The organism is Pedobacter psychrotolerans (genome assembly GCF_004340665.1).
GTDB classification, from domain to species: domain Bacteria; phylum Bacteroidota; class Bacteroidia; order Sphingobacteriales; family Sphingobacteriaceae; genus Pedobacter; species Pedobacter psychrotolerans.
The window spans coordinates 496282-513002 of the sequence record NZ_SLWO01000002.1 but is presented as its reverse complement, the minus strand read 5'-3'; the positions used below and the strand labels follow the sequence as shown (position 1 = coordinate 513002).

Below are 16721 nucleotides of genomic sequence, written 5' to 3'. Positions count from 1 at the left end.
CTAACTGCTTTATTCACTTTAATTTATCATGAAAATAGCGACTTATAATGTTAATGGAATAAATGGACGTTTGCCTGTGTTTTTGAGGTGGTTAGCCGAAACTCAACCTGATGTAGTTTGTATTCAGGAGTTAAAAGCACCACAGGAGAAATTTCCGGAACAAGCGATTTTAGATGCTGGATATCAAGCCATTTGGCAGGGGCAAAAAAGCTGGAACGGGGTAGCTATTCTGGCACGTGGTTATGAAATTAAGGAACTTAGGCGTGGTTTACCGGGTGATGATGAAGATCTACACAGCAGATATATTGAAGCCTTGATCAATGATGTGGTGATTGGTTGCTTGTATCTTCCAAATGGCAACCCTACACCAGGGCCAAAATTAGATTATAAAATGGCTTGGATGGCGCGGCTAACTGATCATGCAGCGAAATTGCTTGAATATGATTTGCCTGTGGTTTTAGCTGGAGATTTTAATGTGATTCCTACTGAAAATGATGTATATAAACCTGAACGTTGGGTAAATGATGCCCTTTTCAGGCCCGAAGTTAGAGATGCTTTTAAAAAGCTGGTGGATCAGGGTTGGACGGATGCGCTTAGAAAGCTTTATCCTACGGAAACCATTTATACTTTCTGGGATTATTTTAGAAATGCATATGGTCGGGATGCGGGTTTAAGGATTGATCATTTTTTGTTGAGCCCTAAATTAGAGGGAAGGTTATTAAATGCTGGTGTTGATAAAAATGTTCGTGGTTGGGAAAAATCAAGTGATCATGCCCCGGTGTGGATTGAGGTTAAGTAGGATTGGAGAATGATGGAATTAGTAAATGAGTGAGTGATCCTTTTTCTTTAATCATATCGCGAATGAGTTTGCTTCGTCGGCTGAAAAAGCCTTCACGCAATGACGATGTGGGGGAAGAGCTTCTCGTAATGATGACACCTCTTGAGTTTAGTGCGCTAGTTTCTTCGTTACTGATCGTCCTTTGCAAATCATTTATTCTAAATAATAATGCCTGATTTTTTTCAGGTCATCATCAAGTTCATAAACCAGTGGACTTCCTGTTGGTATTTCTAAAGCGGTAACTTCTTCGTTTGATAAATGGTCAAGGTATTTGATCAATGCCCTTAAACTATTTCCGTGTGCGGAGATGATTACTTTCTCATTTTTGCTGATGGCTGGCACAATTGATTCGTTCCAGAAAGGCAGTACCCTTGCAATTGTATCGGTTAGATTTTCACTTAATGGTAATTGCTCGGGTGATAAGTTATGGTAACGTGAATCATTTCCAGGATAGCGTTCATCATCTTTTGTGACTTGAGGAGGCTCCTCATCAGGATCTCTGCGCCATTTGTAAACTTGTTCCGCTCCATATTTCTCTGCGGTTTCCGCTTTGTTTAATCCCTGTAGTGCGCCGTAAAAACGCTCGTTTAAATGCCAGGTTTTATACTCCGGAATCCAAAGATGATCAAGATCCTCTAATATAATGTGCAGGGTTTTGATTGCCCGTTTCAATAATGATGTAAAGGCAATATCAAAGTTATAATCATGTTTCTTTAATATTTCTGCAGCTTTTTTAGCTTCCTGATAGCCCTTTTCAGAAAGGTCTACATCTGTCCAGCCTGTGAAACGATTTTCCTGGTTGTAGATACTTTGCCCGTGCCGAATTAATACGATTTTTTTCATTTGCCTTTGATAACAATTGCCAATAGTAATTGATTTTATTCGCTGTATGCGGATTGTCAAATTTAGGGCGCTATATTTTGATATGTAAAAAAGGCCTGAAGTATTCACTTCAAGCCTTTTCATTTGTTAATCAATCTCGTTCTGCTGTTTTTCAATCAATGCTTTCTGATCGGTTAAATCTTTATAGTAGAAATATGCACCAAAGCCAATGATAAGCAAGAAATTACTTGGCTTAAAACTGTGATCAAGCCAGTAGTTGAAAGGTGGCACCTGACCACTCAGGCTTTGTTTTATGCTTGGCCAGGAGTTCAGTGTGAAAATAATTACAATCATTAATAGAACCTTTAGTAAGGTTCTGACTGCTATTTTCGGGTGCGAGATCTTTTGTTCCATTATTTAAATTCTCTAAAATCCTGCCCGTCTTTAATGTTCAGTAAGCTTTCATAAATTAAGCTGATTACATTATCTACATCTTCTTTATGTACCATTTCTACAGTGGTGTGCATGTAACGTAGTGGCAATGAAATCAGCGCAGATGGAACACCTCCATTAGAGTATGCAAATGCATCTGTATCGGTTCCGGTAGAACGTGATGAGGCCTGGCGCTGAAATGGAATTTCATTCTTTTCGGCTGTTTTAATTAATAACTTATTCAAATTGGTTTGAACCGCTGGCGCATAAGATACCACAGGGCCTTTACCGGCTGATAAATCGCCCTGAATATTTTTATTAATCATTGGCGTAGTGGTGTCATGCGTTACATCAGTTACAATGGCCACATTTGGTTTAATCCGTTGTGCAATCATTTCTGCACCGCGTAAGCCAATTTCTTCCTGTACAGAATTTACGATGTACAATCCAAACGGAAGTTTTTTCTTGTTTTCTTTTAATAAACGTGCTACCTCTGCAATCATAAAACCACCCACACGGTTATCTAAAGCACGACCTACATAATAGCGGTCGTTCAAAATCATAAACTCATCCTCGTAAGTGATTACGCAGCCTACATGGATACCCAATTTCTCTACTTCTTCTTTTGTAGTGCAGCCACAATCTAAAAAGATGTTTTTTAATTCTGGTGCCTGTTCTTTTTCGCCGTGACGGGTATGGATGGCTGGCCAGCCAAAAACGGCTTTAACCAAACCTTTTTCGGTATGAATATTTACTCTTTTTGATGGTGCAATCTGATGATCAGAACCACCATTGCGGATGACATAAATTAAGCCATCACTGGTGATGTAATTTACATACCATGAAATTTCATCAGCATGTGCTTCAATAACAACTTTGTAAGGTGCCTTTGGATTGATTACACCCACTGCAGTTCCATAATTATCTACAAAATGCTCGTCGATGTAGGGTTTTAAATAGTTTAACCAAAGTTTTTGTCCTTCCCATTCGTAACCAGTAGGGGCAGGGTTATTAATATATTCTTCCAAAAACTGTAATGATTTTTTGGTCACTACGGGAACATGATTTTTCTTTTCGTCTTCTTTTTTCTTAGCCATAATATTATTCTATAATTATTCGTCATCCTGAACTTGATTCAGGATCTGATTAATGAGATGCTGAACTAAATCCGATAACTATCGGATCAGCATGACGGTTGGTAATTTAAAGTTCTTTTTCCATTACTACGAAATCGTAACCATCTTTAAAAAAGGTTTTTTCGGTTTCATGAAAGCCAAATTTATAATAAAATTCTTTAGCATTTACGCGGGCATTGCACCAAAGCTTTGAGGCTTTCTGAATTTTACAAAAATCCAAGATATGATTCATAAGTTGTGTGCCTAAGCCAGATTTTTGTGCGTCAGAAAGAATGGCCAGTTTTCTAAACTGGTATACATCGCCTTCATTAAATAATGATACCACGCCTGTAAGTTTATGTTCGAGGTATACTCCAAAATGGATGCCTTCAAAATCATCTGCCAATTTTACGCTATCCATAGGCAACTCAGGGTACATTACTTCATGCCTTATTTTCCAGGTGAGTGAGGGGAAAATCTGTTCAATCTGAATGAGCATCATAATTCTATAATGTAATTTTTTTTCTTCCGTAGAACTTATAAATTAAGATGTTAAGTACCGTAATGGCTGCCATGCCGTAGCAAAACATTGCCCAGCCGCCCTGGCCCCAAAGCCATAATCCTAAGGCTGACCCACAACTGGCACCAATAAAGCTGACGGACATAAAAATAGTATTCAATCGGTTTCTGGCTTCTGGAATGAGGGTATAAATCCGGGTTTGATTGGTTACATGAATGGCCTGCTGACCGATATCAATCAATACAATGCCAATGACGAAAAGGTATAAATGACTGCCCGTGAAATAAAATAATGCGATACTAACCAACTGTAATACGAAACCAATCATGAGATTTTTACGTGGATTATTTCCATCACTTAACTTGCCAACCAAAGGTGCAGCCAAGGCGCCTGCTGCGCCGGCAATTCCAAATAAACCAATTTGCAGGGTTTGAAAACGAAAGGGTGGGTTGGCTAAAAACAGCACCATGGTTGTCCAGAATGCACTGATAATGGCGAAAGCCAGAAAATTAATGATAGATGTTTCCCGTAAAACAGGTTGCGTTTTAATGTAGCCAAACATGGAACGCATGAGCTGTTTATAAGAACCTTTAAATGCCGGGAAACTTTGCGGAAATCGTTTCGCCATTAATACAATTAATAACAAGCAGATTCCGGAAGCCATGTAATAAACGGCACGCCAGCCCAGCCAAAAACCTATACTTCCGCTTACTGCTCTGGAAGCGAGGATGCCCACTAATAAACCGCTCATGATGATGCCTATGTTGGCTCCACGGTTTTCATCAGAACTTAAGTTGGCTGCAAGTGGTAAAATAAGCTGCGGAACAATGGAGCAAATGCCAATTAACAAGGATGCGATTTCGAGTAAGAAAAAAGTATGCGAAACTGCTGCAACTAATAAGGCTATAATGGCTAAGCCGGTGATGAATAAAATCTGTTTTTTGCGTTCGAACATATCGCCCAGGGGAACCAATAGAAATAAACCTAGTGCATAGCCAATCTGCGTGATGTAGGTAATCCTTCCTGCATAGGTTTCATTCAGCTTAAAATCTTCGGCAATGAGGATCACCAGGGGTTGGCAATAATAAATATTGGCCACAATAAGGCCGGTACAAAAGGCCATTAATAAAATATCGGTTCGGGATAATGTTGAAGTAGTCTGCATGCTAGTCTAAAGTCCAAAATCCTTAGTCATGAGTCTTGGAGGCTGAGATTGATATACTCCCAGACTATGGACTTATGACTATGGACTATTTTTTACAAAGGTATGTTTCCATGTTTTTTACGGGGATGATTAACCACTTTATTTTCCAACATTTTAAAAGCTTTAATCAGCTTCATTCTGGTTTGTGAGGGCTCAATTACTTCGTCTACAAAACCTCTTTCGGCAGCACGATAAGGATTGGCAAAAATATCGGCGTATAATTTTTCTTTCTCGATCCACTTTTCTTCGGGATTTTCTGCTGAGGTTATTTCTCTTTTAAAGATAATTTCTGCAGCACCCTTTGCGCCCATCACGGCAATTTCTGCACTAGGCCATGCATAATTCAGATCTGCTCCGATATGCTTGCTGTTCATGACATCGTAGGCTCCACCATAAGCTTTCCTGGTAATTACCGTAATGCGTGGGACGGTTGCCTCGCTGAAAGCATATAACAACTTGGCGCCATTGGTAATAATGCCATTCCATTCCTGATCGGTTCCGGGAAGGAAACCCGGAACATCTTCAAACACAAGCAATGGAATATTAAAACAATTGCAGAAACGGACAAACCTTGCCGCTTTTGTAGAAGAGTTACTGTCTAGCACACCCGCTAAGTAAGCAGGCTGATTGGCGACTACGCCAATGCTTCGGCCAGCTAAACGGGCAAAACCTACTACGATATTCTCTGCAAAATCTTTATGGATTTCAAGGAAACTATCGGCATCGGTTATTGTTGAAATGATTTCGCGGATATCATAGGGTTGAGATGCATTTTCCGGCATGAAAGTATTTAATGATAATCTACTTTCATCTCCTGCTTCATATGGACATTGCAAGGGTATTTCCTCACAATTTTGTGGCATGTAACTTAAAAGTTTTTTTAAATGATTGATGGCTTCTATTTCGTTGCTGCATGCGAAATGCGTTACGCCAGATTTGGTGGCATGTGTGGTGGCTCCCCCCAATTCTTCAGAAGTTACTTCTTCGTGTGTAACGGTCTTCACCACATTTGGTCCTGTTACGAACATATAGGAAGTATTTTCTACCATTAAAATAAAATCGGTGATGGCTGGAGAATATACTGCACCGCCCGCACATGGGCCCATAATTGCAGATAGCTGAGGAATTACTCCTGATGCCTGCACATTTTTATAAAAGATATCGGCGTAACCGCCCAGTGAAACCACACCTTCCTGAATTCGGGCACCCCCGCTATCATTCAGGCCGATTAATGGGGCACCATTTTTCATGGCCATATCCATTAACTTGCAGATTTTTTCGGCATGTGTTTCTGACAGGGAACCTCCGAAAACAGTAAAATCCTGTGAAAAAACATAGGTTAAACGGCCGTTTATTGTACCGTAACCGGTTACTACACCATCACCCAGGTACTTTTCACGCTCCATTCCAAAATCTGTACTTCGGTGAGTTACCATCATCCCAATTTCTTCAAAACTTCCTTCATCCATCAAAAAATGAATGCGCTCGCGAGCGGTTAACTTGCCCTTAGCGTGCTGGCTATCAATACGTGCTTGTCCGCCGCCAAGGTTGGCTTGTTTGATTTTATCCTGAAGTAAAGCTATTTTTTTATCCATTGCAGATGTATGAGGTTTTAAATTTAAAAATTACCATTGAGATTCCAAGTTTGTATCTTTCTTAATTTAGATCTGCGTTATAAGTGTCAAATATCAGATGGGTATCAGCCTGTAGGATAGCCAGTCATATATCTAAAATGCTTCATCGGTTATATTGCATTTTTTTACGGCAATCTCATTGAAAAGCGAATAATCCCTTTACATTTGTAATATCTCATTAGAATCGGATTAGAAATCTCGGATGTTTTTTAGGAAATACAAATATATTATCGTTACGGCCTTTATGTTTATCTTCATTGCGAAGATGGGCATTTCTGGTGCGCCGGTTTTTTATAAGAGTATGGATAAGGAGATTATGAATGCGGTAATCATGCAGATTGAACTGGAACATGATAGCGGCAAGGATACTGGCAAAGACATTACAAAATTTACCGATTTCAAACTTCTCGAACTCAATCATCCAATTTTTGCTTATGAATTCTCTTCCAGCCATTTTGTGTTGAAGAGTAGTTTTATTGAGCATTTTAAAAGATATGTAGATCCATATCATCCTACGGTGCCCACACCGCCACCCAACTTTATCTAGTTTTTTTATTGGGGTTAATTTTTTGTTGTGCTTTTTAACTGAGGCAGGCATATGGCGCATGGTCATTTTGCTGCATGCTAGAGTTGAAGATTTCATTTTAAGATCCCCGCGATTTATTCGTTAAAATTTACCAGATAATTCTATCGTTATGCAAAAGTTTAACCCTGCCTTTTCAGGTTCGGATATCAAAAAATATTTCCTGAAAAAGAATCTCAAGAAAGATCTTCCTTCCAGTATCGTTGTATTTTTAGTGGCCTTGCCATTATGTTTGGGAATTGCCCTGGCTTCTGGTGCGCCATTGTTTGCTGGTTTAATCACCGGCATTATTGGCGGTATTGTTGTGGCTTCCTGTAGTGGTTCGCAGTTAAGTGTAAGCGGACCTGCTGCTGGTTTAACAGTGATTGTTTTGGGTGCCATAACTTCATTAGGTGCTTATCCAACCTTTTTACTGGCCGTAGTACTGGCAGGGGTTTTTCAATTGATTCTGGGTTTGGTAAAGGCCGGTACCATTGGGAATTACTTTCCATCCAGTGTGATAGAGGGGATGCTGGCCGCTATTGGTTTGATTTTAATCTTGAAGCAATTGCCTCATGCATTGGGTGTTGATACTGATTTTAGTGGCGATGAGGGGTTTTTTCAACAAGACCATGAAAATACTTTTTCTGCAATTACGGCGGCAATTGGTCATTTTAGTTTGGCTGCTGTGGTGATCAGCTTGTTATCTATAGCCATTTTAATTATCTGGCCCAAATTTCCTAAATTAACTGTAGTACCTGCTCCCTTATTGGTGGTGGCACTGGGCATTCTGGGTACATTTTTATTCTCTGGAACAGATCATCCATTACGGGCCGATCAAATGGTTAAAATACCGGTAATTAGTGGTTTTAGTGGGTTTTTAGGTTTATTTACCTTGCCTGATTTTTCACAGCTGGCTAATAAAAATGTTTATATTGTAGCCCTCACCATTGCGGTAGTGGCCAGTTTGGAAACGCTTTTGAGTATTGAAGCGGTGGATAAAATAGATCCGATTAAACGGGTATCGCCCACTAATCGTGAGCTGATTGCACAGGGGATAGGTAACATTACGAGTGGGATGGTTGGTGGTTTACCCATGACATCGGTCATTGTAAGGAGTTCTGCCAATGTGAATGCAGGTGGCCGGACCAAAATGTCTGCTATTTTCCACGGCATCTGGCTGCTTTTGTCTTTATTATTTATCCCTCAGGTGATTAATATGATTCCACTTTCTTGCCTGGCTGCTATTTTATTGGTAACGGGTTATAAATTAACGCGGATAGCCTTGTTCAAACACATGTACCATAAGGGCTGGGATCAGTTTGTGCCCTTTGTGGTTACCGTACTGGCCGTGCTGTTTACCGATTTACTAAAAGGGGTAGCTGTAGGGATGATGGTTTCTATATTCTATTTGTTGCGTACCAATATGCGTAACCCTTTCTTTTACCGGATTACTAATGATGGTGACCGGAAAAATATCAGAATTAAGCTGGCGGAAGAGGTATCATTTTTAAATAAGGCTGCCATACAGGTCGTTTTAACGAATATTCCCCGAGAAACAAACGTCATCATTGATGGCTCCAATGCCAGATACATTGATCCTGATGTGTTGGAAACCATTTTCAATTATAAACATAATGCTTATACAAAAGGCATTATAGTAACATTAGAGCATATACAGAAACATTATACTGTACCAAAATTAACCAACAAATTTGTAGAAGATTTTAATAAATAAGTAAGATGTGCGCAAAACCAATAGAAACAAAAGATATTTCATACGAAGCATTATTACAAGGAAATAAAGATTGGGTAAGGGATACGATTGATAAAGATCCGGGTTTTTTTGATAAACTTTCTGACGGTCAGAATCCACCTGTTTTATGGATTGGTTGTTCTGATAGCCGTGTACCTGCTAACCAGATTACAAACACTAAACCTGGCGATATCTTTGTACATAGGAATATTGCCAATGTGGTGGTACATACTGATATGAATATGCTTTCCGTTCTGGATTATTCAGTAAATGTGTTGAAAGTTAAACATGTAATTGTTTGTGGCCACTATGGTTGCGGTGGTGTGAAAGCTGCATTGGGCAATAAGCAGGTAGGCATTATTGATAATTGGTTGAGGAATATTCGTGATGTATACCGGACTCATGAATTGGAAATGTCGGCGATTCAGGATCCTGTTAAAAGGTTTGATCGACTGGTGGAATTGAATGCAATTGAAGGTGCATCAAATATTATGAACACCTCCATTGTACAGGCAGCCTGGGCAAATGGTCAGGAATTATCAGTTCATGCTTGGGTTTATAGTTTGAAAACAGGAATTATCAAAGACATGGAAGTGACTAGTAATTGCCTGGATGATGTAACGCCTGCATTTAAGATTGGCTAAGGTGTTTTGATGATATATTTAAGTTGAGATTCAACGCTTTTAACACCCCGGTCTGCGACCACCCCTCTGAAAGAGGGGAATTACGATCGCCATTCAAACGGTATTCTAATGGATATTGTTTATCGAACTTCCAGCTTAATAGGTCATGAAAACCCCGGTATCAGTCGGGGTTTTTTATTTTCGATGTGCCAAAGTTTAGGTTAAGGCGGTCATGAAATCACCGATTGCCTTTAAAAAAAATAACCCCTGAAGTTTTCAGGGGTTATAAAATATAAATGTTATTAAGTCACCCAGTGAAGAGAGACGAAATGCCCATCTTTATTAGATGACTGATTTTTATTAATCTTCTGCTAAAAAAGGATAACGATAATCTGTTGGAGATTCAAAAACTTCTTTAATGGTACGTGGAGAAACCCAACGCAGTAAGTTAATCATCGAACCTGCTTTATCATTGGTACCTGAACCTCTGGCACCGCCAAAAGGTTGCTGACCCACTACTGCTCCTGTACATTTATCATTGATGTAAAAGTTACCCGCCGAATTGCGTAGCGCATGACTTGCTTTATCAATGGCATAACGGTCTTGCGCAATTAAAGCACCCGTTAAGGCGTATGGCGATGTAGTGTCAATAACCTCTAAAATAGATTCGAAGTCTTGGTCTGCATAAACATAAACGGTTAATACCGGGCCAAATAATTCTTCGCACATGGTGGTGTATTTCGGATCGTTTACCACAAGAACGGTTGGCTCAACAAAATAACCTTTGCTCTTATCGTAATTTCCTCCGGCGATGATTTCTACACCTTCATCCTGTTTAGCCTGATCAATGTACTTCGCTAATTTATCGAAAGAACGCTCGTCGATTACCGCATTGATGAAGTTGGTGAAATCTTCTGTTCCGCCCATTTTAAAGGTGGCTAAATCGCGAAGCATTAATTCTTTAATTTCTGGCCAGATGCTTTCTGCAATGTACACTCTTGATGCTGCAGAACATTTTTGTCCCTGGTATTCGAAAGCGCCACGTACGATTGCGGTACTGGCGATATCTGTTTGTGCAGAAGGGTGAACCAGGATAAAATCTTTACCGCCAGTTTCGCCTACAATACGTGGATATGATCTGTATTTATGAATGTTGGTACCTATGGTTTTCCAGATTTCCTGAAAAACTTTGGTTGAACCTGTGAAGTGAATACCAGCGAAATCAGGGTGATTGAAAATAACATCACCAGTTTCAGGGCCATCAGCATATACTAAATTAACTACTCCATCGGGTAAGCCTGCTTCACGGAAAATTTCCATTAAGAGGTTGGCAGCATAAACTTGCGTATCTGCAGGTTTCCAAACCACTACATTTCCCATCATGGCGGCAGAGGCAGGTAAGTTTGCTGCAATTGCGGTAAAATTGAATGGTGTAAGTGCAAATACAAAGCCTTCTAACGGTCGTTGCTCTACACGGTTCCAGCTTCCACGAGGAGATACAGGAGGTTGTTGTTTATAAATGTCGGCCATGTAACTTACGTTGAAACGTAAGAAATCAATCAACTCGCAAGCGGCATCAATTTCTGCCTGGTAAGCATTTTTGCTTTGACCAAGCATGGTTGCGGCGTTCAATTTGTAACGGTATTTGCCTGCAATTAAATCTGCGGCTTTTAAAAAGATAGCTGCTCTGTGTTCCCAAGAAAGGTTTTCCCAATCTTCTTTTGCGGCCAAAGCGGCATCAATAGCCTGTGCAATGTGTGTTTTATCGCCAATACTGTATTGGGCTAAGATATGTTGATGATCATGTGGGGCAACTACTTTACCTTTTTTATCAGTATGAATAGTTTTGCCACCAATGTACATCGGGATGTCTTGTTGGTGTGAGCGGGCTTCGGCTAGTGCTTCTTTTAGAAGGTCACGTTCTTTACTGCCTGGGCCGTAGTTTAATATAGGTTCGTTTACCGGAGTGGGTACGTTAAAAAATCCTTTAAGCATAGTGTATTTTTTATGAGTTGCGCAAAGATAAGGGTTTTTGGGGGATGGAATTCTATTTATTTGGTAAAGAAAACCTTGCGCATGCTTAAACGTTAGATTTGTTAATTTAAGTGATATTAAACTGAGTTTGATTAATAATGTGCCTTAGGACGCTGTTTAGGCAGGTTGTTTATATTAACCCCTATCCGCCTATCGGCACCTTTCCCCTGAAAGGGAAAGGGCGTAGAATGTTAGTTTAGGAGATATTAACTTGGAGTTGGATTAATAATGTGCGGTAGAATGCTGTTTAAGTCGGTTGTTTATGTTTTAACCACCCCGCCTTACAGGCACCCCTCCAGAAGAGGGGAATGGCGATTGTAACCTAAAAAACTAAAGTTTATATTATGTAGCTGGGAATTGGAAATGTAAGGCGGGAATGATCTAACGATTATATATTGAGATTGTGAATAAACATGCGTTTGATATTTATGCGTTCTATATGCGAGGTCTGCTGCCGAGTTTCTGATGGAGCGGGTTTAAGAGCGCCATTCTCCTCTAAAGCAGTAATTTTTGCTTCATCATATCTAAAAAATCTTTCCTGTAGGTTTCGCCAATTAGTATTTCTGCCGAAATACCCTTTAAGATAATCCGGTTTCCATCTATAGAGGTAATCTTATTAAGGGCAACAATAAATGATTTTTGGACCCTGATAAATTGAGTTTTTGGAAGCCTGTCTTCTACATCTTTCATGGTAAGTAAAGCGAGTGTTCTGATGCCGTTGTGATGAAAGGCGACATAGTTTTTCATGCCTTCAACAAAATCAATTTCAGTAATGTTGATTTTAAGCATTTTACCTTTGGCTTCTGTTTTGACCATGAAATAATCATCCTGGCGAGGATTGTTGATACTGTTTCTTTTGGTGTTGAGGATATTTTGAGCCTTATTAATGGCCTGTAGAAAACGGGGCAAGGGGATGGATTGAATGAACTCAATGCCAGAAATTTCGGGCATATGGATATCTAAAAAAATAAGATCTATGGGGGTTTTGCTTAGAAAACTCAGAGCATCTATTGGATTTGTAAATGTTTCCACTATGTGTATGGCTGCTACAGATTTCAGGTAATGCTGAATCACTTCAATGGCATGTTCTTCGTCATCAACAATAATGCAGTGAATCATGGGGTATATGGTTTTGGCTTTATGGTATGTAAGGTAAATTGTTCTACTAAATTAATCTGATTGGGCTGCTTCACTTCGTTAGCGGATGTGCTGAAAGGGATACTCAAATCCAGTAGGTAATCCAATTCAGTTTCTGTTATTGATTTGTAATTTATTCAAATAAGTTGTAAATTGAAATAAATTTGCAACTTAAGTTCCCGCTAAATATCAGAAAATCTCATGAGAAATATATTGATCAAGAAAAATGAAGAATTAATCAATATGCTATTTATAGCAACACTTCTTTTTATATTTCTTTACGATTATCGTATGGAATTTTTACAAGGAATGTATGCAGGATTAAATGATTTCATCAAATAACTTATCCGATGCTGCCGAAATGAATTACTTAATATGTTTAATGAAAACGCATAAACTTTAAGTAAGAAAAATTGATGATCATCTATACAAAAATATCCTTTCAAATTTGGACAAGTATATTTTTTTGAACCTTGATAATCATCAGTTCCAGATTTAAAACAATAACAAACAAAAGAAAAAGGCTTTAAAAAATTAAAGTAACAAGGGATTTACTATTTTGTGCTTAACTTGAATTAAGAATGATACTATTCAAAAAACAATTTCGTCCTTACAATCAGCAGGTTTGTGTATTATTTTTTTAATTTAGTTTTTAAAAAGAGATAATTGTTTCATTACATAGTAACATTCATCATATTTAAACGATATCAACATGAAAATTATTTATCATACTTTGGCGTCAACCTTATTAGTTATTGGGATATTAATAGATCAGGGATTTATTAAATATAGCTTTTTAATAATATCTATAATCATGTTTGCTTACCTACTTTATAAAAGCGTTAATCAACGAAATTTAGAACAGCTTTAAATATCATGAAGTTAATGATGAAAATGGCCAACCTGTCTTTTAGTGTTTTTAGTTTGACTTTATTGTTTGTGATTTCAACAGGGTTTACTGATAAAAAATCTTCAGCTTCGTTGAAGCCAGATTTATATACTTTAAGCAGAATTGATAGCGCTAAGACGAGAGATGATTTAATTAAATGGTCTGCTAAAGATTCTACAAAATTTAGTAAAAATAAAACTCTTATTTTTTTATACGGTCATGCTAAACTGACTTGTAAAGAATTTGATATCACCGCAGATGAAATATCATTCGATCAGAAAGCAAAAAAAGTAGTAGCAAAAAATTATAAAATGATTTCAGCAGCCAGCAACAAAGTAGCCGAAGGCAAATATGGCGAGTTTTACATTCATTAATCAGAATAAATTGTGTTTTAAACTAAAATTATCATGATGATTTCTTTACTTGTAAGTGCTGTCATTTTGCTCCTTATACCTTGTATTACTTCTGTTTTTGTGAGGACAGATAAAATAAAAGCTTATTCATAACAAACCTTATATCTTTAGCATTTGGGATCATGCTGCTTTCTCTTCCTGCTGGTGTACTTTTAGGTAAGGCCTTTTACTATATCACACATTATTGAGGCACCAAACTAATTCGGCTAAATAAATAATCATGCACATTTAATTACCATCAAAAAGGTAGACGAGATTGATGATAATGCCATCATTACAAATGGTTAATGCCCATATGATCACTTAATACAACTTAGCAATATACCAAAGCCAGATACCGCCCATGGTGGCTCACACATCCGGCATTCAAACTTTTATAATCAATCGGGTAATTGGGTTGCGAATAAATTTCTATGCTAATTTCGCTGAGCTGATTATAAACCGCAGTAGCGATCGTATGTACATAATTTGGTAAAACACTTGTTTTCGTAAAATAAACCCTATCTTGAATACTTACGGAACCATTCAATTCATCATTAGAAAAAGCCAGGCTACAAGCTAAGCTTGCCGGAGCGAAGTTTCGTATACCTGTGATCCGGTTATCTATTTTATAAGCTGCTTCTTTCATGCTCCATAATATCCAAACCATTTCATCTGCACAGTCTGCGGTTGCAATTAAAATCTGCTCTGCCTGAGTAAAAATTTTATCCAGGTATCCTTTTCGTCGCCAGTTGCTTTGTACTTTCGCAAGATCTAAATCAACCACATCGTTGCCGATCATTTTTCACTTAGTTTTTCTTTAATTACTTCAATGGATGCCTTAACGGTAAGCATTTTTTCCATTGATGTGTTATCGATGGTAATGCCGAATGCTTCTTCAACATCTAAAATGATATCCACCAGGTTGGCCGAATTTATATTTAAGTCTTTAATGAAATCGGATTCTTCGTTCAGGTTTTCCAGTGCAGCTGAAGCCGGTGCGTAAGTGGTGATAATTGGTTTTAGTTTATGGATGATTTCTTCGTTACTCATGAGGTATATTTTTTAAGGATGATACAGGCATTTACATCGCCAAAACCGAAGCTTGCCTTAATTAAGGTATTGATTTTTATTGATTTCATTTTCTGCGGAATTTTTTCAGCATCGATTAACGCCGTAATGGCTGGATTTAAATCTTCGCAATTTACATTTGGAAACAGAAAATCATGGTGAATTTGCAACACAGATGCCACACATTCTATGCTTCCTGATGCGGTTAAACAGTGACCTGTCATTCCTTTTAAAGCATTAATATATGGGAAATCATCTCCCTTACGGTTCAGTGCAATCGTCCAGTTGCTAATTTCCAGGGCATCCATTGCTGTAGCGGTGAGGTGACCGTTGATGGCATCAATTTCATTGGCTTGAACTTGGGCATTTTCAAGTGCTTTGCTGATACACCTTTGAACTGCAGTTGAGTTAGGGGCAGTCATGGTTCCGGCACCTCTCTGACCGCCGGAGTTGGCATGTCCGCCTAAAATTTCAGCATAAATTTTTGCACCCCTGGTTTTTGCATGCGTTAAAGACTCCACTACAAAAGCACCTGCACCACTCCCGGGTACAAAGCCACTTGCTGTAGCACTCATAGGTCGCGAACCTTTTGCTGGGGTTTCATTGTGTTTATAGGTACAAACTTTCATTCCGTCGAAACCGCCCCAGATATAGGGGCCACTATCACTCGTGGCACCGGCAAGAACCACAGTTGCTTGTCCGCTTTTTATGCGTTCAAAAGCGGTGAGTAAGCTTTCTGTTCCGGTACAGCAGGCGGATGAGTTGGTGGAAATTTGATTTCCCAGTCCTATTTTTCCTGATAGGTAAGCACTTACTCCACTGTTCATGGTTTGCGCCACAACGGTGCTGCCTAAACGCCTGATTTCGAGTTTATCGATCGTATAAATGGCTTCTCTAAATCGGTCTATTCCAGAAGTTCCAGCACCGAACACCATTCCATAATCCCAAAAAGGTTCATCCGTTTCATTCAGCGGCAAACCTGCATCATGCCAGGCATCTATGCCGGCTATTACGCCATATAAAATCCCGGAGCTATTGAAGTTGCGTAATTCTAAAGGTGTAAAATATTGCGCAGCCAGTTCTGTTGAGACATCAGGTAATCCGGCAATCTGGCAAGAGAATTTCAGATCACTTAAATTTTGCTGGTGCTTAATTCCTGAAACACCATTTTTTATTGCAGATAGAAATCGATCTAACCCAATGCCGTTCGGTGAAACCACCCCCATTCCGGTAATGACTGCTCGATTATCCATTGATATTTTTAATAAACATTCCGGCCAGTTCTCCGTAGCAAACCTTATCTCCAGCCTGATTTTGCATGGTTATTTTACATTTCAGTTTATTGAATCGAAAATATATTTTTTCAGAAATTACGGTCACTTTATCGCCCGGGAAAACGGGCCTTAAAAATTCTACGTTAGTGGAAGTCATGACCACCTGACCTTTAAAAGTATGCTCTTCGGCCGAAAGCAGAAAAATCCCTAAACTGACCAGGCCAATCTGCGCCATGGTTTCCGTTAAAATAACACCGGGTGTAATGGGATGATCCTTAAAGTGGCCCTGGTAAAATTCAAGTTCAGGATTAAAAGTGAAGGAACCCGTTACACCATCCTCATTGATGCTTTCTATATCATCAACAAAAAGAAATGGTTTGGAATAGGGAAGAAGGGTTATGATTTCTCTGGATGTCAT

17 protein-coding genes are annotated in these 16721 nt (G+C 38.8%); 5 read left to right on the top strand and 12 right to left on the bottom strand.

Features of this window, described 5'->3' with window-relative positions:
- The first annotated feature begins 28 nt into the window (after window positions 1-28).
- Complete coding sequence (gene xth / locus EV200_RS05765) at window positions 29-799, top strand: exodeoxyribonuclease III (RefSeq protein WP_132530078.1); 771 nt, start codon at window positions 29-31, stop codon at window positions 797-799.
- 192 nt (window positions 800-991) lie between these two features.
- Here the strand turns inward: xth and gpmA are convergent, their stop codons facing one another.
- From gpmA to EV200_RS05735, 6 genes are all read right to left on the bottom strand, one after another.
- Entirely contained in the window at window positions 992-1681 is a 690-nt protein-coding gene (gene gpmA, locus EV200_RS05760) for a 2,3-diphosphoglycerate-dependent phosphoglycerate mutase (RefSeq protein WP_132530076.1), read from the bottom strand.
- 126 nt (window positions 1682-1807) lie between these two features.
- Window positions 1808-2074, bottom strand: a complete 267-nt coding sequence (locus EV200_RS05755; RefSeq protein WP_165877872.1) for a hypothetical protein — start codon at window positions 2072-2074, stop codon at window positions 1808-1810.
- Window positions 2074-3189, bottom strand: coding sequence for a M42 family metallopeptidase (locus EV200_RS05750; protein ID WP_132530072.1), 1116 nt, complete (start codon window positions 3187-3189; stop codon window positions 2074-2076). Before EV200_RS05750 ends, EV200_RS05755 begins: the two co-directional genes overlap by 1 nt.
- Before the next feature lie 106 nt (window positions 3190-3295).
- Entirely contained in the window at window positions 3296-3709 is a 414-nt protein-coding gene (locus EV200_RS05745; protein WP_132530070.1) for a GNAT family N-acetyltransferase, read from the bottom strand.
- Window positions 3710-3713: 4 nt separating this feature from the next.
- Window positions 3714-4892, bottom strand: a complete 1179-nt coding sequence (locus EV200_RS05740; RefSeq protein ID WP_229676781.1) for an MFS transporter — start codon at window positions 4890-4892, stop codon at window positions 3714-3716.
- 92 nt (window positions 4893-4984) lie between these two features.
- Window positions 4985-6526 (bottom strand): acyl-CoA carboxylase subunit beta, encoded by a 1542-nt coding sequence (locus EV200_RS05735; protein WP_132530068.1) that lies wholly within the window; start codon window positions 6524-6526, stop codon window positions 4985-4987.
- A gap of 241 nt (window positions 6527-6767) precedes the next feature.
- On the opposite strand from EV200_RS05735, the gene EV200_RS05730 reads away from it, so the two are divergent.
- The 3 genes from EV200_RS05730 (at window position 6768) to can (ending at window position 9527) form a co-directional block, all read left to right on the top strand.
- Window positions 6768-7112 carry a hypothetical protein gene (locus tag EV200_RS05730; RefSeq protein ID WP_029282759.1) on the top strand — a complete coding sequence of 115 codons (345 nt, stop codon included), beginning with the start codon at window positions 6768-6770 and terminating at the stop codon, window positions 7110-7112.
- A 148-nt stretch (window positions 7113-7260) separates the two neighbouring features.
- Complete coding sequence (locus EV200_RS05725) at window positions 7261-8865, top strand: SulP family inorganic anion transporter (RefSeq protein WP_132530066.1); 1605 nt, start codon at window positions 7261-7263, stop codon at window positions 8863-8865.
- Window positions 8866-8870: 5 nt separating this feature from the next.
- Window positions 8871-9527, top strand: coding sequence for a carbonate dehydratase (gene can, locus EV200_RS05720; protein WP_132530064.1), 657 nt, complete (start codon window positions 8871-8873; stop codon window positions 9525-9527).
- Window positions 9528-9866: 339 nt separating this feature from the next.
- On the opposite strand, the gene pruA is transcribed toward can, so the two are convergent.
- Both pruA and EV200_RS05710 read right to left on the bottom strand, forming a co-directional pair.
- On the bottom strand, window positions 9867-11501 hold the full coding sequence (gene pruA / locus EV200_RS05715) for an L-glutamate gamma-semialdehyde dehydrogenase (protein WP_132530062.1): 1635 nt from the start codon (window positions 11499-11501) through the stop codon (window positions 9867-9869).
- 534 nt (window positions 11502-12035) lie between these two features.
- Window positions 12036-12659, bottom strand: a complete 624-nt coding sequence (locus EV200_RS05710; RefSeq protein WP_132530060.1) for a LytR/AlgR family response regulator transcription factor — start codon at window positions 12657-12659, stop codon at window positions 12036-12038.
- Between the two features lie 903 nt (window positions 12660-13562).
- Here EV200_RS05710 and EV200_RS05705 point away from each other — a divergent pair.
- Window positions 13563-13940: a hypothetical protein gene (locus tag EV200_RS05705; RefSeq protein WP_132530058.1), complete on the top strand. Its 378-nt coding sequence runs from the start codon at window positions 13563-13565 to the stop codon at window positions 13938-13940.
- A 352-nt stretch (window positions 13941-14292) separates the two neighbouring features.
- Here EV200_RS05705 and EV200_RS05700 read toward each other — a convergent pair whose 3' ends face one another.
- From EV200_RS05700 to EV200_RS05685, 4 genes are read right to left on the bottom strand one after another with little or no spacing between them, the layout of a single operon-like run.
- Complete coding sequence (locus EV200_RS05700; protein ID WP_132530056.1) at window positions 14293-14760, bottom strand: 4'-phosphopantetheinyl transferase family protein; 468 nt, start codon at window positions 14758-14760, stop codon at window positions 14293-14295.
- The gene (locus EV200_RS05695) at window positions 14757-15011 is read right to left on the bottom strand and encodes an acyl carrier protein (RefSeq protein ID WP_029282770.1); all 255 of its coding nucleotides are present in this window, start codon (window positions 15009-15011) and stop codon (window positions 14757-14759) included. The genes EV200_RS05700 and EV200_RS05695 overlap by 4 nt, the downstream gene beginning before the upstream one ends.
- A complete protein-coding gene (locus EV200_RS05690) occupies window positions 15008-16282 on the bottom strand; it encodes a beta-ketoacyl-[acyl-carrier-protein] synthase family protein (protein ID WP_132530054.1) in 1275 nt (424 codons plus the stop codon). Before EV200_RS05690 ends, EV200_RS05695 begins: the two co-directional genes overlap by 4 nt.
- Window positions 16275-16721 carry a 3-hydroxyacyl-ACP dehydratase FabZ family protein gene (locus EV200_RS05685; protein WP_132530051.1) on the bottom strand — a complete coding sequence of 149 codons (447 nt, stop codon included), beginning with the start codon at window positions 16719-16721 and terminating at the stop codon, window positions 16275-16277. Before EV200_RS05685 ends, EV200_RS05690 begins: the two co-directional genes overlap by 8 nt.